The 24,326-nt window shown below is 73.6% G+C and carries 16 protein-coding genes and 1 pseudogene; 7 read left to right on the top strand and 10 right to left on the bottom strand.

Annotated elements, in window-relative coordinates; translation table 11 throughout:
- Positions 1 to 26: 26 nt before the first annotated feature.
- From AB0I11_RS12335 to AB0I11_RS12320, 4 genes are all read right to left on the bottom strand, one after another.
- On the bottom strand, positions 27 to 431 hold the full coding sequence (locus tag AB0I11_RS12335; RefSeq protein WP_357317857.1) for a roadblock/LC7 domain-containing protein: 405 nt from the start codon (positions 429 to 431) through the stop codon (positions 27 to 29).
- Between the two features lie 17 nt (positions 432 to 448).
- Positions 449 to 2,854, bottom strand: coding sequence for a nitrate- and nitrite sensing domain-containing protein (locus tag AB0I11_RS12330; protein ID WP_357317854.1), 2,406 nt, complete (start codon positions 2,852 to 2,854; stop codon positions 449 to 451).
- Positions 2,855 to 3,115: 261 nt separating this feature from the next.
- Positions 3,116 to 3,571 (bottom strand): helix-turn-helix transcriptional regulator, encoded by a 456-nt coding sequence (locus AB0I11_RS12325; RefSeq protein WP_357317851.1) that lies wholly within the window; start codon positions 3,569 to 3,571, stop codon positions 3,116 to 3,118.
- 258 nt (positions 3,572 to 3,829) lie between these two features.
- On the bottom strand, positions 3,830 to 5,113 hold the full coding sequence (locus tag AB0I11_RS12320; RefSeq protein ID WP_357317847.1) for a cytochrome P450: 1,284 nt from the start codon (positions 5,111 to 5,113) through the stop codon (positions 3,830 to 3,832).
- A 378-nt stretch (positions 5,114 to 5,491) separates the two neighbouring features.
- Between AB0I11_RS12320 and AB0I11_RS12315 the strand changes: the two are divergent.
- The 4 genes and pseudogenes from AB0I11_RS12315 to AB0I11_RS12300 form a co-directional block, all read left to right on the top strand.
- Positions 5,492 to 6,230: pseudogene (locus AB0I11_RS12315) on the top strand (glycoside hydrolase family 11 protein); the annotation flags it as partial.
- Positions 6,231 to 6,382: 152 nt separating this feature from the next.
- A complete protein-coding gene (locus tag AB0I11_RS12310) occupies positions 6,383 to 7,117 on the top strand; it encodes a DUF1223 domain-containing protein (protein ID WP_357317844.1) in 735 nt (244 codons plus the stop codon).
- A 108-nt stretch (positions 7,118 to 7,225) separates the two neighbouring features.
- The gene (locus AB0I11_RS12305) at positions 7,226 to 10,471 is read left to right on the top strand and encodes a BTAD domain-containing putative transcriptional regulator (protein ID WP_357317841.1); all 3,246 of its coding nucleotides are present in this window, start codon (positions 7,226 to 7,228) and stop codon (positions 10,469 to 10,471) included.
- A gap of 68 nt (positions 10,472 to 10,539) precedes the next feature.
- A complete protein-coding gene (locus tag AB0I11_RS12300; RefSeq protein WP_357318237.1) occupies positions 10,540 to 12,819 on the top strand; it encodes a phage holin family protein in 2,280 nt (759 codons plus the stop codon).
- Positions 12,820 to 12,855: 36 nt separating this feature from the next.
- Here AB0I11_RS12300 and AB0I11_RS12295 read toward each other — a convergent pair whose 3' ends face one another.
- Positions 12,856 to 13,437: a VTT domain-containing protein gene (locus AB0I11_RS12295; RefSeq protein WP_357317838.1), complete on the bottom strand. Its 582-nt coding sequence runs from the start codon at positions 13,435 to 13,437 to the stop codon at positions 12,856 to 12,858.
- On the bottom strand, positions 13,434 to 14,198 hold the full coding sequence (locus AB0I11_RS12290) for an MBL fold metallo-hydrolase (RefSeq protein WP_357317835.1): 765 nt from the start codon (positions 14,196 to 14,198) through the stop codon (positions 13,434 to 13,436). The genes AB0I11_RS12295 and AB0I11_RS12290 overlap by 4 nt, the downstream gene beginning before the upstream one ends.
- A 172-nt stretch (positions 14,199 to 14,370) precedes the next feature.
- Here AB0I11_RS12290 and AB0I11_RS12285 point away from each other — a divergent pair, with 172 nt between their 5' ends.
- The 3 genes from AB0I11_RS12285 to AB0I11_RS12275 all read left to right on the top strand — a co-directional run bounded on the left by AB0I11_RS12285 (position 14,371) and on the right by AB0I11_RS12275 (position 18,233).
- Positions 14,371 to 15,426: a P1 family peptidase gene (locus AB0I11_RS12285; protein ID WP_357317832.1), complete on the top strand. Its 1,056-nt coding sequence runs from the start codon at positions 14,371 to 14,373 to the stop codon at positions 15,424 to 15,426.
- A 102-nt stretch (positions 15,427 to 15,528) separates the two neighbouring features.
- Positions 15,529 to 16,494, top strand: coding sequence for a DUF817 domain-containing protein (locus AB0I11_RS12280; RefSeq protein WP_357317829.1), 966 nt, complete (start codon positions 15,529 to 15,531; stop codon positions 16,492 to 16,494).
- Positions 16,495 to 16,658: 164 nt separating this feature from the next.
- On the top strand, positions 16,659 to 18,233 hold the full coding sequence (locus AB0I11_RS12275) for an FMN-binding glutamate synthase family protein (RefSeq protein ID WP_357317826.1): 1,575 nt from the start codon (positions 16,659 to 16,661) through the stop codon (positions 18,231 to 18,233).
- Between the two features lie 74 nt (positions 18,234 to 18,307).
- Here the strand turns inward: AB0I11_RS12275 and AB0I11_RS12270 are convergent, their stop codons facing one another.
- From AB0I11_RS12270 to mmsA, 4 genes are all read right to left on the bottom strand, one after another.
- Positions 18,308 to 19,555 carry a hypothetical protein gene (locus AB0I11_RS12270; RefSeq protein WP_357317823.1) on the bottom strand — a complete coding sequence of 416 codons (1,248 nt, stop codon included), beginning with the start codon at positions 19,553 to 19,555 and terminating at the stop codon, positions 18,308 to 18,310.
- 237 nt (positions 19,556 to 19,792) lie between these two features.
- Entirely contained in the window at positions 19,793 to 20,899 is a 1,107-nt protein-coding gene (locus tag AB0I11_RS12265) for a sugar-binding protein (protein WP_357317820.1), read from the bottom strand.
- 55 nt (positions 20,900 to 20,954) lie between these two features.
- Positions 20,955 to 22,253 carry a multiple monosaccharide ABC transporter permease gene (gene mmsB, locus AB0I11_RS12260; RefSeq protein ID WP_357317817.1) on the bottom strand — a complete coding sequence of 433 codons (1,299 nt, stop codon included), beginning with the start codon at positions 22,251 to 22,253 and terminating at the stop codon, positions 20,955 to 20,957.
- Positions 22,250 to 23,797 (bottom strand): multiple monosaccharide ABC transporter ATP-binding protein, encoded by a 1,548-nt coding sequence (mmsA, locus tag AB0I11_RS12255; protein WP_357317813.1) that lies wholly within the window; start codon positions 23,795 to 23,797, stop codon positions 22,250 to 22,252. Before mmsA ends, mmsB begins: the two co-directional genes overlap by 4 nt.
- Positions 23,798 to 24,326 lie beyond the last annotated feature (529 nt).

Below are 24,326 nucleotides of genomic sequence, written 5' to 3'. Positions count from 1 at the left end.
GGGCGTCTCCGGCGAGGGGCCGGAGGTCAGCGGCTGCGGCTCAACGCCGCCCGGGCCGCGGGGGTCAGTGCCTCGCCGATGCGGTTCGCCAGCTCGGTCATCTCGTAGGAGACCTTGCCGACGTCGCACTGCGGGTCGGCGAGCACGAGCAGGGACGCACCGTCGTTGAAGGCCATGGAGAACATGAAGCCGCCCTCGAGCTGGGTGACGTTGGAGATCACCGCGCCGGCGTCGAAGAAGGCCGCCGCGCCGCGCAGGAGGCTGACCAGCCCGCTGCCGGTGGCGGCCAGCTGATCGGCCCGGTCGGGGGGCAGACCACGGGTGGCGGCCACCATGAGGCCGTCGCTGGAGATGGCGATGGCATGGCTGACCTCGGTGGCGCGCTCGGCGAAGGCGTCCAGCAGCCAGCCGAGATCCTGGTGGTCGCTCACGTGTGCTCCCTGTCGGCTCAGTTCTTGATCAGGTTGGCCCGGCGGCCGGCGACTCCCCGCGCGTACGCGGCCATCGCGGTGGCCACCCGGGCCGGGTCGCGGTACTCGGAGCGCGGTTGCTGTGACGCGGGGACCCCACCCGGCACCAGGTGCCGCTGCGGTTGCCGGCGGGGCAGGCCGGAGGTGGTGGTGCCGGCGACCTCGGGCGCGTCGGCCCGGGCGGCCGTGCGCCAGGCGTCGTCGGTGGAGCTGGTCCAGGACGTTCCGTTGGCGCCGTCCGCCCGGTCGGCCTGGAACCAGTGGTTGACTTCGTCGAAGATGACGAGCTCCTCGGTGGATTCGACACCCCGGTCCGGGCGTGGCGCGGGGCGGAACACCGGCGCGACCGGCAGCGCCCGGTCGGCCACCGGCGTACGGGTGGCCGACGTCGCGGCCGGCGCCGGCCGGCCGGCCCACGGCCCGGCGGCCGCCCGGTGGGTCGCCGGCGGATCGGTCCGGGCCACCCGCCGCGACGGCCGGGCGGGGCTGAGCAGGAACTCCTCCGGCGGCAGTGACCGGAGCATCGCGCCCGGCAGCGCCGCCTCGGCGATGGTGCCGCGGTGCGGGCCGGGCCGCAGTTGGACGGCCACGCCCAGCCGCGCGGCGAGCTGGCCCACCACGACCAGGCCCATCGCCCGGACGGCGGCGACGTCGGTGGCGGGTGGCCGGGCGAGCAACTCGTTGAGCTGTTGCCGCCGCTGTGGGGAGAGCCCGACGCCCTCGTCGGCGATCTGGATGATCACCCGGTCGCCCAGGGTCCGCCCGGTCACCCACGCCTCGGTGTCCGGCGGCGAGTATCCGGTGGCGTTCTCCATCAACTCGGCCAGCAGGTGCACGACCTCGTCGACGGCCTCGGCGGCGACCGCGACGTCGCCGTCGACCAGGCCGAGGCGGATCCTGGCGTAGTACTCGATCTGGCTCTGCGCGGCCTGGAGCACCTGTTGCAGGGGCACGTCCTGCTGGCGTACCCGCCCCACCCCGACCCCGCCGAGCACCAGGAGGCTGGCGTTGATCCGGCCCATCCGGGTGGCCAGGTTGTCCAGCCGGTAGAGCTGCTGCAACCGCTCCGGGTCGGTCTCGTTCCGCTCGACCTGGTCGACCTGGGCGAGCACCGCGTCGACCAGCCGCTGCTCCCGCCGGCTGAGGTGGACGAAGATGTCGGCGGTGTTGGCCCGCATCACCGCCTGCTCGGCCGCGGTCCGCACGGCCGCCCGGTGCACGGCGTTGAACGCCTGCCCCACCTCGCCGATCTCGTCGTCGCTGGCGGGCTCGATGGCGTGCGCGGACTGCCGCCGGGCCAGTTCGTCCGGGTCCACCGAGGAGCTGTCGGGCTGTTGGAGGCGGGCCACCACCTGCGGCAGCCGCTCGAACGCGACGGTGTTCGCGGCGTCCCGCAGCCGGTGCAGCCGGCGGGTGATCTGCCGGGCCACCGCCCAGGTGACCAGCGCGGTGAGCAGCAGGGCCACCAGCGTCGCCGTGGCCTCCACGACGGTGCGCCACCGCTGGTCGGCGTGCGCGGCCCGGATGTCGTCGAGCACCGCCGCGTCGACCCGCTGGCGCAGCTCGGCCAGGCGGGCCGTCCACTGCTCGGTCGCGGTGATCCAGTTGCCCAGGTCCAGCCGCAGCCGGCTGCCCGCGCCGGTCCGCGACACCTCGTCCTGCATCCGTTGCAGCAGCAGCGCGTCCTTGCCGCTGCCGGCCTGCTCCCACCAGCCCCGCCAGTCGGGCCGGGCGAGGGCCAGGAAGGCGAGGCCGGACTCGGTGACCCCGGTGCGGGCGGCGGTGATGTCCTGCTGCAGGGCCGGGGTCAGCTCGTCGGCCGCGACCGCGCGCAGGACCGCCACCTGCTGCTGGCCGACCGCCTCGGCCACCTTGGACAGGGCGGCCGAGGCCCGGATGCCGTCGGCGATCCGGGCGTTGACCACGCCGAGCGTCACGCTTTCCCGGAGGGTGAGCAGGTCGGCGATGGCGATCCGGTAGCTGAAGGTCATCGCCGACACCGAGGCGTGTTCGGCCGTCCGGACCTGGGCGCGCAGCGGTGCCAGGCCGGCCAGCGCGGCGTCGATCCGGGTCAGCACGCTCTGGTCGGCGGCGGGGCCGGCGGGCACCCGGGCGCGCTGCCGGCGGTAGCGGTCGACCGCCTCGTCGGTGGTGCTGGTGGCGTCGGCGAAGGTGTCCTGCTGCTCCGGGCTGCCCCGGGTCAGCAGGTCGGCGGCGACGACGCGCTCGCGTTGCAGCCGGTGGGCCAGGTCGCCGGCCTCGGCGCCCAGGTGCGCCAGCAGGCCCAGGTCGCTGGCCCGGGCGGTCTGGCGCGCGCTCTCGGTCAACGCCAGACCGGCGAAGCCCATGACGGCTACCAGCGGGGCCGCGACGATGAGACGCATCCGGGCGGCTATCTTCCAGCCGCGGCGGCGGGTCGGATAGGGTCGGGCCGTGTGGGACCTCGTGCTCGACGCCAAGACCGACTCCCGCGCTCATTCACAACGGTCAATCTGCATTTGCTGATTGCACGTCTCATTGCGCCGGAAAGCGCGCTCGCAGACCAGACCTGACCGTGGTACAAACAGGCCGTACCAGCATCTGTACCCAGAGTCAGGTTGGCTGGCGCCGCGCCCCGGCCCGGGACGGTGGCCGGCCCGCCGAGGTCAGCGCGGCCCGGGCGGCGGCGGGACGTCGGCCTCCGGCTGGCCGAGCACCTGACCGATCAGCTCCCGCAGCTCGTCGATCGCGGCGACCACCGCCTCCGGATCGCTCGCGTCGCGCCGGGCGGGCGGCGGCCCGGCGGCCGGGTCCAGCCGGGCCACCTCCCCGAACCGGGGGCCGCGCCGGCCGTCCGCGGCCAACTGCTCCGCCGCGACCTGGGGCCACAACGCCGCCAGCCGACCGCCGGTGTCGAGCACCTCGTCGCAGCGCACGGCGAACTCGTGGCTGCCGAACCGCCGGCCGGACTCGACCGCGGCGACCGTCTCGCGACTGAACCGCACCCGTTCCGCCAGCGCCCGCTGCGTCAACCCCTGCCGGGTACGCCAGCGGCGCAGTTCCGAGCGGAACCGGTGGCTGGCACCGGAGTGGGCGGTGCCGGACGGCGGCGTGCGATCCATGTGTTCACCTTCGCGACGCCGGCTCGGCATCGGCATCAGATCGAGGTTGGGTGATGACTGGGCGTTCGCAGGGGACAATTCTTAACCCAGGGACGGACGGGTGTGAAGACGTGACTCCGCTGCGTGATCGTCGGGCCGGGCCGGTACCGCCGCCCGGCCGCCCCGGCCGGCCGGGCCGTTCGCGATCGCCGGTCACCCCGGCCGGATGCCGCCCGGCCGGCCGCCGGCGCAGCTCAGCGGCCGGGCGGCGGCCACCGGTCAGGCCGCCGGCCGCTCGGCGCGGGGCACCGTGGGGACGCCGGGCGACGCCGCCGGGTCGACGATCACCGGCAGCGTGCGGTGCGCCCGGAACGCCACGTTCGGTTGGTACGCGCGGCCGTGCCCGGGAGCCAGACGCAGCCCGGGCAGGGCCGCGGCGAGCCGGGTGAGCGCGGTCGCGGCCTCCAGCCGGGCCAGCGCGGCCCCGATGCAGAAGTGGGCGCCGTGCCCGAAGGAGAGGTGGTCGCCGACGTCCGGACGGTCCGGGTCGAACCGGTGCGGGTCGGCGAACACCGCCGGGTCCCGGTTGGCGGCCCCGATCAGCAGCAGGCAGCGCGCGCCGGCCGGGATGGTCACCCCGCTCAGCGTCACCGGCCGGTTGGTGACCCGCAGCCACCCGTCGATGGCGGGCGCGAAGCGCAGCGTCTCGGCCAGGAACGCGGGAATCCGGTGCGGCTCGGCCACGATCGCGCGCCAGCGGTCCGGTTCGGACAGCGCCTGGTCCAGCGCGTGGGCGAGCAGCCCCGCGGTGGTCTCGTGGCCGGCGACCAGGAGGTTGAACACGATGCTCGCCACCTCGGCCACGGTCAGGATCTCGTCGTCGCCGTCCCGGTAGGCCAGCAACCGGCCGACGTGGTCCTCGCCGTGCCCGCCGGCGTCGAGCCGGACCCGGACCAGTTCCTGGCAGTACCGCCAGAACTCCAGCAGCCCGCGGGCCAGCCGGACCTGCTCCGCCGGGTCGGGCCGCCCCCAGATCAGCGCGATCTGGCCGTCGGCCCACGCGCGGACCCGCCCGATGTCCCGGTCCGGTACGCCGAGGATGTCCAGCAGCACCAGCAGGGGCAACTCGGTGGTGAACTCCGGGACGAGGTCGACGTGCCGCCCGGACGCCGCGGCCAGCCGGGACACCAGTTCGTCGACCCGGCGGCGGACGATCGGCCCGTACCGCCGCTCGACCCGCTCCGGGGTGTTGGCGAAGGTGGCGCGCAGCGCCCGGCGGGTCCGCGGATGCACCGGCGGGTCGGCGGCGGCGGTGGTGGGTGGCGCGTCGATGCCCATGATGATCTCCAGCGCCGCCGGACAGACGTCGTAGACGGGTGCGAGGGTGAGGGCGTTGCCGAAGGTCTGGGTGTCGCTGAGCGCCCGGCGCACGTCGGCGTGCCGGGTGATCAACCACAGGCCCAGGTCCTCGTCGTGGTGCACCCTGTCCGGGGCGTCGAGGAACCGCCGCCACACCTGCGCCGGATCGGCGAGGTAGGCCCCGGCGAACGGGTTCAACCGCATGACCGCCTCCTGGCTCCCGAATCGGTGGCTCACATTCGGGGATCTTTTCCGGACGGTCCGATCGCCGCCGGAGACATTTCACGGTGCGCCTCCGGCGGAACCAAGTCAAGATTTATCATCGTCGATTCAATGACTCCGGGAATTGCGCTCGGACGCCACTGTTGACTCCTTGCCCAACTGCAACTTGCGGCCTGCCCATTGCCGCTGAAAGACGGGGATGAGCAGCGCAAACCAGTCGCCGGCCGGGGCGACGCCAGCGCCGTCCCGGCCGCCCCGACGGGCCGCGCGAGAACCGCCGACCGGTGTACGAGAAATGCCGGCGCGGAACGCGTTCACCACCGGTCGGCACGTCCCGGGAATGCGTTGGGCAGAACGTCGTGGAGCAGCACCGGCAACTTCGTCGCCGGCAAGGGCTGGAGCACCGGCGGACGCCGGACGGTGAACTACTCGGGCAGCTTCAACCCGTCCGGCAACGCGTACCTGGCCCTCTACGGGTGGACGCGGAACCCGCTGGTGGAGTACTACGTCGTCGACGACTGGGGCACGTACCGGCCCACCGGCACTACAAGGACACCGTCACCAGCGACGGCGGCACCTACGACATCTACCAGACGCAGCGGGTCAACCAGCCCTCCATCGAGGGCACCCGGACGTTCTACCAGTACTGGAGCGTCCGGCAGCAGAAGCGGACGGGTGGCAGCATCACCACCGGCAACCACTTCGACGCCTGGGCCCGGTACGGCATGAGCCTCGGCAGCCACGACTACATGATCATGGCGACCGAGGGCTACCAGAGCAGCGGCAACTCCAACATCACCCTGGACGGCACCACCGGTGGCGGCGGCGGGGTGGCGGCTGCACCGCGACGCTCTCCGCCGGCCAGCAGTGGGGCGACCGCTACAACCTCAACGTCTCGGTCTCCGGCGCCAGCAACTGGACCGTGACGATGAACGTCCCGTCCCCCGAGAAGATCATCGCCAGCTGGAACATCAGCGCCAGCTACCCCAGCTCGCAGGTGCTGGTCGCCAAGCCCAACGGCAGCGGCAACAACTGGGGCGTCACCATCCAGACCAACGGCACCTGGACCTGGCCGACGGTCTCCTGCAGTACGAGCTGACCCGTACCGGTCCCGGACACCGGCCGGCGCGGCGGCCCACGGCCGCCGCGCCGGCTCCGTCGTCGGGGCGGCCGGCAGGCATGGTCGCGGCCGCAACGGGAATCGGAGCGGCGCGAACCGGCGCGAACCGGCGCGACGGGAGGAGACCTGCCATGACCGACCCATCGCGCACCGGCGCGTCCCCGCCGTCCGGCAGCGGCTTCGCGGTCGTGGAGCTGTTCACCTCCCAGGGCTGCGAGAGCTGCCCGCCGGCCGAGGAGGTGCTCGGCGAGATCGAGCGCGACGCCCGGCGGCGCGGCGAACCCGTCTACGCCCTCGGGTTCCACGTCGACTACTGGGACTACCTGGGCTGGCCGGACCCATTCGGCGACCCGGCGTACAGCGCGCGGCAGCAGGCGTACGCGCGGGCCTTCGGCTCCGGGCAGTTGTACACGCCGCAGATGGTGGTCAACGGCACCGCCGAGTTCGTCGGCTCCGACCGCCGCCGGGCCACCGACGTGATCACGTCCGCGCTGGCGGTGGCAGCCACCGCCCCACTCACCCTCACGGTCGCCGACGGCCCCGAGGGACCGGGCGGCGGGCGCCCCGTCGTGGTGGACTACCGGACCGAACGGCCGCCGACCCGGGCGGTGTTGAACGTGGCGGTCGTGGAGCGGGACCTCACGACCGACGTCGCGCGGGGCGAGAACGCCGGGCGGACGCTGCGCCAGGACAACGTGGTACGCGCCTTCACGTCGGTCGCTCCGGACGGCGCCGGCCAGGTCCACCTGGACGTGCCGCCGGATCTCGACCCGCGCCGGGCCTCGGTGATCGGCTACCTGCAGCACGACGACGACAAGGTGGTCGTCGGCGCCGCGGCCGTCGACCTGGCCGCCCCGCCGGCCTGACGGCCACCGGCGGCCGGCGGGTCCGGCCGCCGCGGATCGACCGGGCCGGCGTCCCAGATTTGACCTACGCGGCTGCCCGGGGCCATCGACTCTTGTTAGCCTCCGGCCGTGGAGCTGCGCTTGCTGGGCCCCGTCGAGGCTCTGCTCGACGGGCGCGCCGTGCCGATCCGACGTCGCCAGGAGCGGCGCCTGCTCGCCCTCCTCGCGATGCGCCCGGGCCAGTTCCACTCCGCGGACCGCCTCATCGACCTGCTCTGGGAGAGCCGGCCACCGGCCCGGGCCCGGGCCGGGCTCCAGGCCATGATCTCGCACCTGCGCGCCACCCTGGACCTGGGCGGGTCCACGGAGCCGGCGCTGGTCGCCCGCCCCAACAGCTACGCCCTGGAGATCGCGACGGAGCGGGTCGACCTGCACCGGTTCGCCGCGCTGGTGGCGGGCAGCCACGACAGCACCGACCCCGAGCAGCGGATCGCCGTGCTCAGCACGGCACTCGGCCTGTGGCGGGGCGCCGCGCTCGCCGACGTCTTCGACGACGCGCAGCGGATGCGGCTTTTCCCGGAGCTGGACGAGGCCCGGCTGGCGGCGCGGGAGGCGCTGCTCGAGGCGCGCTTCGCGGCCGGGCAGCACCGGGAGATGTTGACCCCCCTGCGCGAGCTGATCAGCGAGCACCCCACCCGCGAGCGCCCGGTGGAGCTGCTGATGCTCGCCCTCGCCGAGACCGGCCGGCGCACCGACGCGGTCGCGGCGTACGCGGCGCTCGCCGACCGGCTCGCCGCCGACCTCGGTGTCCCGCCCGGGGAGCAGATCACCGCGACGTACCGGAAACTGGGGCAGGCCACGGCGCCGCCGGACACCGGCCCGGCCCCCGGGCTGGCCGGCGGGCCGGCGCAGCTGCCGCCGCCGCCGGCGCACTTCGTCGGCCGGGGAGTCGAGACCCGCGAGCTGGACCGGCTGCTCGCCGCGGCGGCGCCGCCGGTGCTGGTCCTCTCCGCGGTCGTCGGCACGGCGGGGGTCGGGAAGACCGCGACCGCGGTGCGCTGGGCGCACCGGATCCGGGACCGCTTCCCGGACGGGCAGCTCTTCGTCAACCTGCGGGGCTATTCGGCCGGCCGGCCGATGCGCCCGGCGGAGGCGCTCGGCGCGCTGCTGCGCGGTCTGGGCGTCGCGGCGGCCCGCGTCCCGGCCGACCCGGACGAGGCGTCGGCGCTCTACCGCACCGTCGTGGCCGACCGGCGGCTGCTGATCGTGCTGGACAACGCCCTCGACGCGGACCAGGTCCGGCCGCTGCTGCCCGGCTCGGCGCGGAGTCTCGTGCTGGTCACCAGCCGGGACCGGCTGACCGGGCTGGTGGCCCAGCACGACGCCCACCGGCTGACCATCGGGCTGCTCCCGGAGCCGGACGCGATCGAGCTGCTCACCGTGCTGCTCGGCGACGACCCGAGGGCGGCCGAGCGGGACGCCGTCCGGGACCTGGTCCAGGAGTGCGGCCGCCTCCCGCTGGCCATCCGGATCGCCGCCGCGCTGCTGCTCGACGAGGCGGAACTCGCCGTGTCGGCGTACGTGGCGCAGCTGCGGCGGCGGACCATCGCCGCGCTGGCGATCGACGACGATCCCGGCGTCGCGGTGCAGAGCGCGTTCGACCTCTCCTACACCCGGCTGCCGGCCGACGCGCAACGGATGTTCCGGCTCCTCGGCACCGTGCCCGGGGTGGCGCTGCCGGTCGAGGCGGTCGCCTGGCTGGCGCAGACCAGCACCGAGGCGGCCCGCCGTACCCTGGCCCGGCTCTCCTCGGCGCACCTGGTCGACCTCGACGGCGACCGGGTCGTGCTGCACGACCTGCTGCGGCGCTACGCCGCCCAGCACAGCGAGCGGCAGGGCGGGCAGCGCGAGGCGCGGGACGTCCTCGCCCGGCTGTTCGCCTGGTACCTGGTCCGCGCCCAGGCCGCCGGTGACCTGCTGGCCCCGGGCCGGGTCCGGCTGGAGCTGCCAGCGGGCCTGGCCGCGGAGCCGGCCGGCTTCCCGGACCGGGACGCCGCCCTGGCCTGGCTGGAGGCCGAGGAGTCGAACATGGTCGCGCTGATCCGCACCGGCGCGGACGGGGCGTCGCGGGCCGACGCGGCGCTGCTCGCCGACCAGCTCCGCACGTACCTCTGGGTCACCCGCAACTCGTTGCACTGGCTGCTGGTGGCCCAGGCGGCGCTGCACGCCGCGGGCGGCACCACGGATCCGGCGTTGCGCGCCGCCGCGCACATGAGCCTGGGCAACGTGCACCACCTGACCGGCAACCACCTGGTCGCCATCGCCCACCAACGGCGGGCCGGCCAGCTCTTCCGCCGGGCCCGGCACGTGGCGGGCGAGGCCGCGGCGGCCGGTTCGCTCGGCGCCGTCTTCGGCGACCTCGGCCAGTTGGCCACCGCGGCGGCCTGTTTCGAGCACGCGTTGCGGCTCAACCGGCGGATCGGGCACCGCTACGGCATCGCGGTGATGTCCAGCAACCTGGGCACCGTCTACGCCATGGCGGGCCGGCTGCGGCTGGCCGTCGAGCGGTTCGACGCCGCCATCACCATCCACCGGGAGGACGGGGCCCAGCCCAACGAGGCGGTCATCCTCACCAACCTGGGCCTGGCCCGGATCAGCCTCGGCGAGTACCCGGCCGCCCTGGCGGACCTGCGCGCCGCGGTGCGGACCGCGCGGGCGGTCGGGATGGCCTCGATCGAGGCGAACGCGCTGACCGGGATCGGTCAGCTGCACACCCGCCTCGGCGCGACGGCGGCGGCGAGGTCCGCGTTCGCCACCGCGCAGCGCCTCGCCGAGCGCACCGGCGACCGGCTCTGCCAGGCGTCGATCGACATCGCCGAGGGGTGGCTCCTGCTGCACTCCGGTGATCCCGTCGGGGCGGCCGCGAGCCAGGCCCGGGCGGCCGAGTGGGCCCGGTCGGCACGGATGACGGCGACGGAGGCGGAGGCGCTGGTCGGGCTCGCCTGGGCCGTCGCGGACCGGGAGCCGCGGCTGGCCCGCTCCTCGGTGGAGCGGGCGATCACGCTGGCCCGGCAGGCCGGCGCGGCGGTCGTCGAGTGCGACGCGATGGTGGCGCTGGCCGAGGTCGCCCGGCGGCAGGGCGAGCACGCCCAGGCGGCCCGGTACGCCGGGGAAGCGGCGCACCGGGCGCGGGCCGTCGAGGCGCCGCTGATCCGGGCCCGGGCGCTGATCACCCTGGGCCACCTGGAACCGTCCTCGGGTGCCTGGCGGGAGGCGCTCGGTCTGCTGGAGGCGCTCGGGGCACCGGAGGCGGCCGAGGTCCGCGACCTGCTCGGGCCGCAGGGCGAGCGCGCCGTCGGCGTCGCGGCCGGCTGACGAACCCGCACCCGCCGCCCGCCCGCCCTCGCCGATCTTGCCAGCTCAGGTGTGGCATTGTCATGGGAATGGAGCCGGACGCGGACGCCGACGCGGACCGGCGGCTGCGCCGGCCCGTACGCGCCGGTCTCAAGGTGTTGCGCGACTACCGGCCCACCCTCGCCCGGCTCCGCAGCCTGCTGCGCAGTGTGATCACCTCGTTCGTGGTGCTCAGCGTGACGCTCTGGCTGCTGCCGGGGGTCACCGCCAGCGGGTTGGTCGCGACGCTGTGGCTGGTCGGGCTGATCGCGGCGATCGGCGCGGTGCTGCGCCCGCTGCTGTTCGCCCTGGCCACCGTGCTGGGCGGGCTCGGCGCGCTGGCCATCGGCGTGTCCGTCCAGGCCATCGTGATGTACGTGGCGTTGCGGCTGGACCCGGAGGCGGACGTCGCCGGGTTCGCCGACGCCTTCGCCGCCGCGTGGCTCGCCCTGGCGCTCGCGGCGGTGGTGAACTGGCTCGCCGACGCCGGCACCGACGACGCGTTCGTCAGCGAGATGCGGTGGGTGATGTCCCGGGTACGACGCCGGCGGGAGCGGCACCGCCGCCCCGGTTGGCGGCGCCGCCTGCGGCTCGGCCGCGCCGCGCCGGCGGCCCCCGAGCGGCAGGTCCCCGAAGGCCTGCTCGTGGTGCAGCTCGACGGGGTGGCCGCGCCGCTGGTGCAGTGGGCGATCCGGGCCGGCAACCTGCCCACCATCGGCCGGTGGCTGCGTACCGGCAGCCACCGGATGACCCGCTGGCACACCGGCCTGCCGGCCACCACGCCCGCCGCCCAGGCGGGCCTGCTCTACGGGGACGTCCGGCGGGTGCCGGCCTACCGCTGGTACGAGAAGGCGACCGGCGGTGACGGCGCGACCGGCCGGCTCGTGGTGACCAGCCGGCCCCGGGACGCCGCCGAGATCGAGCAGCGGCTCTCCACCGGGCGGGGGTTGCTCCGCGACGGCGGGGTGAGCATCAGCACCGCGTTCTCCGGCGACGCCCCCACCAGCCTGCTCACGGTGAGCCGCGCCGGCCTGCCCGGCCGCTCCATCCGGGGCTACGCGGCCTTCATGGCCAGCCCGTACGGCTTCGCCCGCGCGGTGGTGCGCGGTGCCGGGCAGGTGGTCCGTGAGCTGTACGAGGCGCGCCGGCAGCGGCTGCGCGACATCCGGCCCCGGGGCCGGCGCAGCGGCCCTTACCTGGCGTTGCGCCCGATGGCGAGCCTGCTCAGCGACCTGAACGTGTCGCTCATCGCCGAGCAGATGGCCGCCGGGGCACCGGTCATCTTCTGCGACTTCCTGGACTACGACGAGGTCGCCCACCACGCCGGCCCGGCCCGCCCGCAGGCGATGGCGGTGCTCGAGGAGCTCGACCAGACGCTGGGGGTGCTCCAGCGGCTGGCCGCCGAGGCGGCCCGGCGCTACCACATCGTGGTGCTGAGCGACCACGGGCAGAGCCAGGGCGCCACCTTCCGCCAGCGGTACGGCGAGTCGCTCACCGAGGTGGTCGCCCGACTCGCCGCGCCACCGGCGCGGCAGGTCGAGGCGGACGGCCGGCCGCCGGCGGGCGTCCCGGTCGCGGAGGTGCCGGCCGCCGAGGCCGCCGGCCCGGTCGAGGAGTGGGGACGGCTGAACACCCTGCTCACCGAGGCTGCCGCGGCCGGCGGGGCGACCGGCACGGCGACCCGGCTGGCGCTGCGCTCGCACGCCGACGGCGGCGAGGTCAGCCTGGGACCGGCCGACCGGGAGGACGCCGCCGTCCACACCGATGCCGGCACCGTGGTGGTGGCCTCGGGCAACCTGGCGATGATCTACCTGGCCCGCCATCCGGGGCGGCTGTCCCGGGAGCACGTCGACGCGGTCGCGCCGGGGCTGATCGACGGTCTGGCCGGGCACCCCGGCGTCGGGCTGGTCGTGGTCGACTCGGCCGCCGGACCGCTGGCGATCGGGGCGCGGGGCTGCCACCGGCTGCGCGACGGGCGGGTCGACGGCGAGGACCCGCTGGCCCCGTACGGGCCGCTGGCCCGCCACGACCTGCTGCGCCACCAGGCGATGGAGCACGTGGGCGACCTCGTGGTGATAAGCGCGGTGGACCCGGACCTGGAGGAGGTGGCGGCCTTCGAGGAACTGGTCGGCTGCCACGGCGGTCTCGGCGGCTGGCAGACGCAGGCGCTGCTCGTCCATCCCGCGGGTTGGCCGCAGCACGGCGAGCTGATCGGCCCGGACGACGTGCACCGCCAACTGCTCGGCTGGCTGCGCCGGCTCGGGCTGCGCCGGCCCGACGAGCAGGTCGCCGAGCCGGCGCACGACGGGCGCCCGGAGCCGGCCGGGTAGCCACCGACGCCCGCAGCCGGCCGGGTAGCCCGCCGGCTACCGCGTGGCCAGCGGATCCTCCGGCACCTGCCGACGCCGGTTCAGCCAGCCCACGACCTGGCTGATCAGCACGACGAGCACGACCGCCGCGACGACGCTCTCCCACGGCTCGGGGAAGACCGCCCGGCCGAGGACCCCGATCGCGGCGTACAGCACCGACCAGAGCAGGCTGGCCGGCGCGTTGGCCACCGCGAAGCGGCGCCAGGCCAGCCCGGCCACGGCCGCGGCCAGCAGCACCGGGACCCGCCCGCCGGGGATCAGCCGGGAGACCAGCAGCGTCGAGACGTGCCCCTCCCGCACCCGGGCCGGCATCCGCTCGACCCGCTGGTCGGAACGCAGCCCGGGCACCCGCCGGACCACCCGTTCGCCACCCCAGCCGAGCAGGACGAAGGTGGCGAGGTCACCGACGTACGCGCCGACCGCCCCGGCGAGCACCACCAGGACCACGGTGACCGGATGCTGGTGGGCGGCGAGCGCGGCGGCGCCGCTGACCGCCGCGCCGGTCGGCACCACGGGGACCACGGAACCGAAGAGCACCACCAATAGCAGCGAGCCCAGCACGCCGAGGGTCGCCGTCACGGCCGGCCCACCGCGAACGACTCGCCCGGCCGCAGCACCCGTACCCGGGTGTCCGGGCAGATCTCCGCAGCGTGCTGGGCGAAGTCGTCGCCGGGTCCGTGGAAGCGGTCCGGCCGGACCCGGTCGAGCCCGACCGGCCAGAAGGTGCCGTAGTGGATCGGCACCGCCCAGGCCGCGACCGCCCGGCGGACCGCTTCGGCGGCCCCCGCCGGGTCGAGGTGGCCGGGGCCGAGCGTCGGTCCCCACCCGCCGACCGGGATCAGCGCCAGGTCGAGCGGCCCGAGGCCGGCCATCTCGTCGAAGAGCCCGGTGTCGCCGGCGAACCAGGTCCGCGCCCGGCCTTCGACGAGGTAGCCGAGGGCGGGCGCGCGGTGCCGGGACCAGGCGCCCCGACCGGCGTGGTGGGCGGCGGGCACGGCGGTGACGTCGAGCCCGCCGATGGTGAGCCGGTCGCCGACCGCGACCTCGGTGCACCGGCCGGCGACCGCCGCGCCGAGCGCCTGCCGGACCAGCCGCGCGGCGCCCGCGGGCACCACCAGCGCGGTGGCCACGGGCAGCCGCCGCAGCGACGCGAAGTCCAGGTGGTCGGCGTGCAGGTGCGACACGAGTACGGCGTCCGGGGCGCCCGGCAGCCGCGGGGTCGGCCCACGGCGGCGGCGCAGGTGGGCCAGCCGGTCCCGCAGCAGCGGATCGGTCAGCAGCCGGGTTCCCGCGTCCTCGAGCCACACGGTGCTGTGCCCGTACCAGGTCAGCTCGACCACGTCGACACCCGCACCGCCTCGGTCACGCCTGCCACCGTATCCGGCCGCGTCGCCACCCGCCGGGCAACCCCGCCCGTGGCCGGTTCCGCGGGCCGGCGGGCGCACGCTTGACAACGGTTGCCGGGAGCGGGTGGAGTCAGGCCGGCTCGTCGGTGTGACCCGGAGGTGCGGTGTGGAGCAGAGCCAGCAGGGGCCGGACCGCCGGGCCCGCGACCTCGGCGTCGTCGTCGGGCCACTGCCCACCGGGCGGCACAACGCGATCACCGACGTGCCCGGGGTGCTGGTCGGGCACACCACCGTCGACGACGGCCGCGACCTGCACACCGGGGTCACCGCGGTGGTACCGAGCCAGCTCGGTCCGGGCCGGTGGAGCCTGCCGGCCGCCGTGCACACCGGCAACGGCTACGGCAAGCTCGTCGGCTCGACGCAGGTGGACGAGCTCGGCGTGCTGGAGTCACCGATCGTGCTCACCGCCACGCTGTCGGTGTTCCGGGCGGCGGACGCGCTGCTGACGTACCTGATGGCGGGCCGGCCCGACGGCCTGTCGTTCAATCCGCTGGTGGGCGAGACCAACGACGGCCACCTGTCCGACATCCGCCGCCGCCCGGTCACCGAGGAGCACGTGCTGGACGCGATCCGGCGAGCCGCCGGCGGGCTGCCGGCGGAGGGCTGCGTAGGTGCCGGCACCGGCACCAGCGCCCTCGGTTACAAGGGGGGCGTCGGCACCTCGTCCCGCACGGTGCGAACGGTCGCCGGCGCGGTGACGGTGGGCGCCCTCACCCAGTCCAACTTCGGCGGCGTGCTGACCGTGCTGGGGGTCCCGCTGCCCGTCGACGAGCTGGTTCCGGCGGCCGACCGGGCCGAGCCACCCGGCAACTCCTGCATGATCGTGGTGGCCACCGACGCGCCCCTGGACGCCCGGCAGCTCGGCCGGCTGGCCCGGCGGGCGATCTTCGCGATGGCCCGGGTCGGCGCGGCGTACCAGAACGGCAGCGGCGACTACGCGATCGCGTTCAGCACGGCCCGGTCGGACCAGGCGCCGCTGCCCGACGCGGACCTCGACCCGGTCTTCGCGGCCGTCCTGGACTCCGTCGAGGAGGCGTTGCTCAACTCGCTGTTCACGGCCACGACCACCACCGGCGTGGCGGGCCGCACCCGGCACGCCGTGCCCAAGGAGGCGGTGGTCCGACGGCTGGCGGCGGCCGGTCGGCTGGCCCCGCCGGCCTGACCTGCCCGGCCCCACCTGCCTGGCCTGACCGGCCTACCCGGCCTGCCCGGCCTGCCCGGCCTGACCTGCCCGGCACCGGCGGGACACGATAGCGTCGGGGCGGTGCGTACCCCTGCCGATCCGGCTGCCCTGACCACCGCCGAGCGCGCGATCGATGCCCGGTTCCGCGCGCTGCTGGCCCGGCTGCCCCGGCGCGGCGCCGCCGGCTGGCTCACCGAGTTCGCGGTCTTCGGGCTCAAGCAGGCCTGGGCGTGCGTGTTCGGCGGGGCGATGCTCGCGGTCATCTTCGCGGCGCGGCTCTGGTACCCGGCGGACGCCGGCTTCGCCCGCAACGACTTCCTGACCGTCGCCGCGGTCGCCATCCAGATCGCGATGGTGGCCGGCCGCCTGGAATCCCTGCGCGAGCTGCGGGTGGTGGTCCTCTTCCACGTCGTCGGCACGGTCATGGAGCTGTTCAAGACCCACATCGGCTCGTGGTCCTACCAGCCCGACGGTTTCCTGCGGCTGGGTGGGGTGCCGCTGTTCAGCGGCTTCATGTACGCCGCGGTCGGTTCCTACCTGGTCCGGGTCAACCGGCTGTTCGACCTGCGCTTCACCCGCTACCCGCGGCGCTGGGTGACCGCCGTGCTGGCCGTCGGCATCTACGCCAACTTCTTCGCCAACCACTACGTCCGGGACCTGCGATGGCTGCTCATCGCCGCCGTCGCGCTGGTGTTCGGGCGCTGCGTGATGCACTTCCGGGTGTTCCGGCTCCGGTGGCGGATGCCACTGCTGCTGGCCTTCCTGCTCGTCGCCGCCTTCATCTGGCTGGCCGAGAACATCGCCACCTGGTCGCACGCCTGGCTCTACCCCAGCCAGTTGGGCGGCTGGCAGCCGGTGTCGCCGGCGAAACTCGCCTCCTGGTTCCTTCTCATGATCATCTCGGTGGTGCTGGTCACCTGGGTCTCCCCGCCGCAGCCGCCCGACGACAACCGGCCGGCCGCCGCGAGCGGCGCGGACCGGCCCGGCGAGCGGGTGGCCGCGGAGACGGCGCGCAGTTCCGCGCCCGACCGCTCGCGCACCGGGTAGCCGACGTACCGTCCCGCGGGGTTGCCCGGGTAACTGGCGTACCGTCCCGCGGGGTTGCCCGGGGTAGCCGGCGTACGTCCCGCGGTTGCCCGGGTGGCCGGTCCGGCCATCGCGAACCGCCGGTCCTCGTTTGGCGGACGGCGATCCCGGAAAGAGTGGCGGGCATGAGCTGGGCCCGTCGAGCCGCACCCGCCGCCGTCGCCGCCGTCGCGGCGCTTGCCGCGCGCGACCTGCTACAACGCGACCACGCGCTGCTGCGCACCTTCCCCCTGCTGGGTCGCGCCCGCTACCTGCTCGAGTCGATCGGGCCGGAGCTACGCCAGTACATCGTGGCGGGCAACAACGAGGAGCGGCCGTTCACCCGGGACCAGCGGCGGTGGGTGTACGCGTCGGCGAAGCAGGAGAACAACTACTTCGGGTTCGGCACCGACAACGACATCGAGTCCACCCCGGGCTACCCGATCATCAAGCACCGCACGTTCGGCCGGGCGGTGCCGCCGTCCTCCCCCGCCGCCGGGCACGACGTGACGCTGCCGTGCGCCAAGGTGCTCGGCGCGGCCCGGGGGCGGGCCCGGGCCTTTCGCCCGGAGTCGGTGGTCAACATCTCCGGGATGAGTTTCGGCTCGCTCTCCGGCAACGCGGTCGAGGCCCTCAACCGCGGCGCCGCCCTCGCCGGCTGCCTGCAGAACACCGGTGAGGGTGGCCTGTCGCCGTACCACCGCAAGGGCGGCGAGCTGGTCTTCCAGCTCGGCACCGCCTACTTCGGCTGCCGTGACGAGCGCGGCCGGTTCAGCCTCGACCGGCTCAAGGACCTGGTGGCGTCCGCGCCGGTGCGGGCCTTGGAGATCAAGCTCAGCCAGGGCGCGAAGCCGAGCCTCGGCGGCCTGCTGCCGGCCGCGAAGGTCTCCGCGGAGATCGCCGCCGCCCGGGGCATCCGGCGCGGCGAGGACTGCGTCAGCCCGTCGCGGCACGCCGAGTTCTCCGACTGTGACAGCCTGCTGGACTGGGTGGAGTTGCTCGCCGCCGAGACCGGCCTGCCGGTGGGCATCAAGTCCGCGGTCGGCGACCTGGGCTTCTGGACCGAACTGGCCTCGCTGATGCGCGACACCGGTCGCGGGGTGGACTTCGTGACCGTCGACGGCGGCGAGGGCGGCACGGGCGCCGCGCCGCTGATCTTCACCGACTCGGTGTCGCTGCCGTTCCAGCAGGCCTTCTCGCGGGTGTACCGGACCTTCGCCGAGCGGGACCTGCACGAGCAGGTGGTGTTCGTCGGCGCCGGCAAGCTCGGTCTGCCGGACAACGCGGTGGTCGCGTTCGCCCTCGGCGCCGACCTGGTCAACGTCGGGCGGGAGGCGATGCTGGCGATCGGTTGCATCCAGGCCCAGAAGTGCCACACCGACACCTGCCCCACCGGGGTCGCGACCCAGAACCCGTGGCTGGTGCGCGGCGTCGACCCCGGGCGCAAGTCGATGCGGGCCGCCAACTACCTCCGTACCCTCCGGCGCGACCTGGTCAAGGTGGCCGAGGCGTGCGGCGTCGAGCATCCCGCGCTGATCGACACCGGCGCGGTCGAGATCCTCGACGGCCGTACCGCCTCCACCCCGCTGGCCCAGGTGTACGGGTACCGCCCCGGCTGGGGGCTGCCGTCCGCCGCCGACCAGTCCGAGATCATCCGGCTGATGACCGCCGAGGCGCCGCAGGGCGGCAGCGCCCCGCCCTCCCCCACCCCCGTCGGCTGACCCGCCGCCGGTTCCCCGGCCGGGACGGGCGCCCCGGCCGGGAAGCCGGGACGCCCGTCGTCGGGCGGTGCGGGTCAGCTGGTGACGATGCTGGCGCCGTACGCGGCGAGGGACGTGCCGATCGGGATGTAGTAGACGTAGTTGTAGCCGGGCGTGTAGATCGTGCCGGGGCAGAGGTTGTTGGCCACGGCCGCGGCGCCGGCGGTCATGGTGCCGAGGGCGTTCGCCTTGCCGTCGGTGCGGTAGGCGATCACCGGGCCGCCGCTGTCCCCGGGGGCGACGGCGCAGGTGCCGTTGAGCTGGCGGGCCTGCACCAGCGGGCCGACCGTGCCGCACGGGATGCCGTTGATGCCGAGGTACAGGTTGACCGCGGTGACCTGGATGTTGCTGTGCTCCCCGCTGGTGGCCCCGGTGGTCACGATGTAGTTGCCGACGAAGCTGCTCGCCGTGCCGCCGATCGCGACGCTGGTGCCGGAGTACGGGCCGCCGGTGAAGACCCGGCCCCACGAGCCGGTGTTGATGATCTCGAGGTCGGTGCAGGTGATCTTGTTGGAGATCGTGCCCATGGCCGCCCCGGCGCCGGTGGTGACGGACTGCCCGTTCTCCCCGCAGTGCCCCGCGGTGAGCATCCGTACGGTTCCGGCGGTGTTGATGGCGAAGCCGGTGCTGCACCCGCCGGTCGGCGACCAGAACCGGCCGCCGCCGTAGTAGTTCGGGATGTCGGCCTGCCGGGTGTAGGTGGCCACCGGCGCGTCGCCGGCCACCACCGACACCACGACCGCGGAATCGCGTACCGCCCGGGTGGCCCGGACCTTGGCCAGCTTGGGGGCCCGGGCGACGACCTGCACGCCGCTGCCGTCCACCCGGGGCACCACCGAGGCGACGTCCGGCACGGTGGCCAGCTTCCGGGCGGTCGCGGCCAGGTCGGCCTCGGAGTAGCGGGCCGGCACCAGCCGGACCGGCACGGTGCGGTTCAGGTCGCGGACCAGCGCCCGCACCCGGGCGCCGGCGTCGCCCTTCCAGTAGACCCGCAGCTCGCGGTTCTCGGGCGCGGCGACGATGCCCGCGAAGCCGGCGCCCTTGACCGCCGCGACGCGGGTGGCGGCCTGGTTGAGTCTCTCCTGGACGGAGATGAGTTCCGTCCAGCTGGCGAACCCGGCGGGCACCGGGCCGGCTGGGCCGGCGCCGGGCGCCACGGGTTTGGTCTGCTCGCTGGCGGACGCGACGCCGGCCAGCGAGGAGACGGCCAGCACGGCTGCTCCGGTCAGGGCCAGGGCGCCGCGCAACAGCGTGCGCCGGCGGGTGTGCTGCGAATCGATCATCGGTCGTGACCTCCTGGGTCGGGGGAACTTGAGTGACCGGTCGCTTCGCAGTGTGTTGGGGCGGGCACGGGAAGTCACTGGCTGGGCATGCTTGCTGACAGTGACGGGAGCTTGACCTTTTGTCACGGCGAGTCGCCACGGCGAGCGACGGGCACTCCGCTCCCGCACACCCAGGCACGGCGGAGGGGCCCGGAACATGTCCCGGGCCCCTCCTGGCGACTACCTACTCGACGACGCTCACTTGGTGAGCGGCGCGAGCTTCGGGTCGTTGGCGTACGCCTCGGCCGCGTTGGCCTTGGTGACCGCCACCGGCGGCAGCAGGTAGGTGTCGACGACCTTGACGCCGTTGTTGTACGACTTGGTGTCGTTGACCTCGGGGTTGTTGCCCTGCTGAAGGGCCTTCACCATCTCGATGGTCTGCTTCACCAGGTTCCGGGTGTCCTTGTTGATCGTCATGTACTGCTCGCCAGCCATGATCGACTTGATCGACTCGACCTCGGAGTCCTGGCCGGTCACGACCGGGATCGACTTACCAGCACCCTTGATCGAGGTGATGATGGCGCGGGCCAGGGTGTCGTTCGGGGAGAGCACGCCGTCCAGCGTCTTGTTGCCGTAGGTCGAGGTGAGCAGCTGGTCCATCCGGGCCTGGGCGCCCTCGGCCTTCCAGCCCTGGATGGCGGTCTGCTTGACGTCGGTCTGCTTCGAGGCGACGACCACGGTGCCCTTGTCGATCTCCGGCTTGAGCACGCTCATCGCGCCGTCGAAGAAGACACCGGCGTTGTTGTCGTCCGGCGAGCCGGAGAAGAGCTCGATGTTGTACGGGCCGTTCGGCTTCTTGGCCTTCATGCCGTCCAGCAGGGCCTGGCCCTGGAGCTGGCCGACCTTGAAGTTGTCGAACGCGACGTAGTAGTCGAGGTCCGGCGTGTTCTTGATGAGCCGGTCGTAGGCGATGACCTTCGCGCCGGCGGCGTGCGCCGCGGCGACCTGGGTCGACAGCTGCGCGGCGTCGGTCGCGCCGATGACGATGACCTTGGCGCCCTTGGTCACCATGGCGGTGATCTGGGCCTGCTGGTCGGCGACCGTGGTCGACGCGCCGGCGTACTGCACGTCGCTCTTGAAGCCGGCCTCCTTGAGGCCGTTGGTGAACAGGTCGCCGGCGAGGACCCAGTTCTCCGAGGTCTTGGACGGCAGGGCGACGCCGATCAGGGAGTCGGCCGCGAAGCCCTTGGTGTCGCCCGCCGAGCCGGCGGTGTCGCCGTCGCGGCCGGAGCCGCAGGCGGTGGCGGTCAGGGCCAGCGCCGCGATGGCGCCGATGGCCACCGATTTGCCGATCAGATTACGCATGGCTGGATGGTGCCCTTCTGGAGAGGTGATACGGGGTGTGAGGCGGGGTGGAACGTCAGCTCGGCACCGCCGTGCGAGCGGTCTCCCGGTCCGCGGTCGGTGGTGCCGTGGGCGGGGCGGGAGCGTCGCGGCGGAACGAGCGGGTGAGGCTGCCGATGATGGAGAACCGGCCCTGCTTCTTGTTGTAGACGTCGACCGCGACGGCGAGCAGCAGCACCAGGCCCTTGATGATCTGGACCTTGTCGGTGCCCACGCCCTGGAGCTGGAGACCGTTGTTCAGCACGGCCATGACCAGGCCGCCGACGATCGAGCCGCTGATGGTGCCGATGCCGCCGGAGACGGCCGCGCCACCGATGAAGACGGCCGCGATGGCGTCCAGTTCCCAGCCGTTGCCGTCCTGCGGGCCGGAGGCCTGCGAGCGGGCCACGAAGATCATGCCGGCCAGGGCGGCCAGGACGGCCATGTTCATCATGACGAAGAAGTTGACCCGCTTGAGCTTCACTCCGGAGAGCTCGGCGGCGCGGGAGTTGCCACCGACGGCGTAGATGTGCCGGCCGCCGGCGGTGTTGCGGGTGTAGAAGGAGTAGGCCAGCACCAGCGCCAGCAGGATGATGCCGGAGACCGGGAAGCTGGTGCCGACGCGGCCACTGGCGAAGCGCAGCGACGCGAAGACGATCACGCCGACCATGACGGCCATCCGGAGCACCGAGATCCACATCGGGGCCGGCTCGGCGTCCATGTCCCGGCGGGTCTTGCGGGCCTGGAACTCCCGCCACACCACGGCCACGCACGCGGCCAGACCGAGCAGCAGCGTCGGGTTGTTGTAGCCGGTGTCCGGGCCGACCTCGGGCAGGAAGCCGCCACCGATCACGAGGAAGCCCTCGGGCACCTGGATGCTCTGCGCGCTGCCGATGACCTGGTTGCCGCCCCGGAAGAGCAGCATGCCGGCCAGGGTGACGATGAACGCCGGCACCCCGACGTAGGCCACCCAGAAGCCCTGCCAGGCGCCGATGACCGCGCCGATCAGCAGGCCGAACAGGATGGCGACGGGCCAGGGCAGCGACCACTCCGCCATCGACTTGGCCACCAGGATGCCGGTGAAGGCGGCGATCGAGCCGACCGAGAGGTCGATGTGCCCGGCGACGATCACCATCAGCATGCCGATGGCCAGGATGAGGATGTACGAGTTCTGGTTGAACAGCGCGATCAGGTTGTCCGATCGCAGGGTCAGGCCGTCGGTCCAGAACTGGAAGATCAGGACGATCAGCACCAGAGTGAAGATCATCCCGAACTGGCGGGCGTTGGACGTGGTCCCTCCGAAGAGGTTCTTCTGCAGGTCCTTGATTCGGCTCATCGTGTCTGCATCTTCTTGGTCGAGGTCATCTGCTTCATGAGGGTTTCCGGGTCCGCGTCCCGCCGGGCGATCTCGCCGGTGATGGCGCCTTCGAACACGGTGTAGATGCGGTCGCAGAGCCCGATCAGCTCCGGGAGCTCCGAGGAGATGACGACGACGCCCTTCCCCTGGTCGGCGAGCCGCTGGATGATGCCGTAGATCTCGTACTTGGCGCCCACGTCGATGCCGCGGGTCGGCTCGTCGAGGATCAGCAGGTCCGGGTCGGTGAACATCCACTTCGCCAGGACGACCTTCTGCTGGTTGCCACCGGAGAGCTTGGAGACGCTCTCGTCGACCGTCGGCGCCTTGGTGCGCAGCTCGCGCCGGTAGGACTCGGCCGCCTTGTACTCCGCGACCTCGTCGAGCACGCCGTGCCGCGAGATCTTCGACAGCTTCGCCGACACCGTGGACGCCTTGATGTCATCGAGCAGGTTCAGGCCGATCGCCTTGCGGTCCTCGCTGACGTACGCGAGCCCGTGGGCGATCGCGTCGGCGACGGTCTTCAGGACGATCTCCTTGCCGTCCTTGATGATCGTGCCGGACTCGTACACCCCGTAGGAGCGGCCGAAGACGCTCATCGCCAGTTCGGTGCGGCCGGCGCCCATCAGGCCGGCGAAGCCGACGATCTCGCCGCGCCGGACGACGAAGCTCTCGTTCTTGCAGACCTGCCGGTCGGCGGAGATCGGGTGCCGGACGTTCCAGTTGCGGACCTCGAAGAAGACCTCGCCGATCGTCGGGGTGTGGTCCGGGAACCGGCTGTGCAGCTCCCGCCCCACCATGCCCCGCACGATCCGGTCCTCGTCGACGCCGTCGGCCTTGACGTCCAGCGTCTCGACGGTCCGGCCGTCCCGGAGGATGGTGATCTGGTCGGCGATCGCCTCGATCTCGTTCAGCTTGTGCGAGATCATGATCGAGGTGATGCCGCGCGACCGGAAGCCGCGCAGCAGGTCGAGCAGGTGCCGGGAGTCGGCCTCGTTGAGCGCCGCGGTGGGCTCGTCCAGGATGAGCAGCTTGACGTCCTTGGCGAACGCCTTGGCGATCTCCACCAGCTGCTGCTTGCCGACGCCGATGTCCTTGACCAGGGTGTCCGGGTCCTCCCGCAGGCCGACCCGGGCCATCAGGTCGAGCGCCAGCCGGTTCGCGGCCTTCCAGTCGATCGCACCGTGCTTCCGCGGCTCGTTGCCGAGGAAGATGTTCTCGGTGATCGACATGTGCGGGATGAGCGCGAGCTCCTGGTGGATGATCACGATGCCGGCCTGCTCGCTGGCCCGGATGTCGGAGAACCGGGTCTCCGCGCCCTGATAGATGATCTGGCCGTCGTAACTGCCGTACGGGTAGACGCCGCTGAGCACCTTCATCAGCGTGGACTTGCCCGCACCGTTCTCGCCGCAGATCGCGTGGATCTCGCCGGCCCGCACCACCAGGTTGACGTCGGCAAGGGCCTTGACGCCAGGGAACTCCTTGGTGATGGAGCGCATCTCCAGCAGGACAGGCAATTCACTCATCGTCCCGCCACCTTGCCAACGTCATCGTTGCCTCCGCGATGGTTCATGACCTTCGCTCACGTTTGGTGCTGCCGGGCAACCCAACCTCGCCGGGGGCTGTTCCGCAAGCGGTCAAGTCATGAATTGTGTAACAAATCGGTAATATCCCCATCTGTCACGAGTGACTCTCCCGACACCCCCCGGGGGAATGCGCCCGAAGGGGATGTGCGGCCACGAAACGGGTCGCCCCCGTTACCGAGCCGGCGGCCCCCGACGGAGCGGGGCGCCGGGCCCGGGAACCGCTTCGCCAGCCGCCCGCCGGAAGACCCGCCGCCGCCCGCGCCGGGCGCCGAAGATCAACTTATGACATCGTTGACACATCGTATACCGATCTTCCGGCCGGCCCGCTCCGCGCCTCCCCCGGCCCAGCGAAGCTCCCGGTCCGTCGTCCCCGGGCCGCGCTCCGACCGGCGCGCACCGCGCCGCGCCGGCGGGCGACCGCCGCCTTCGCGGTCTCCACCTCGACGATCGGCTGGTTCAGCTCGATGTC

This window comes from Micromonospora sp. NPDC050495, from assembly GCF_040655175.1.
Classification (GTDB): Bacteria; Actinomycetota; Actinomycetes; order Mycobacteriales; family Micromonosporaceae; genus Micromonospora.
Note: the sequence above shows the minus strand (reverse complement) of the source record. Positions and strands in the feature narration are given on the sequence as shown.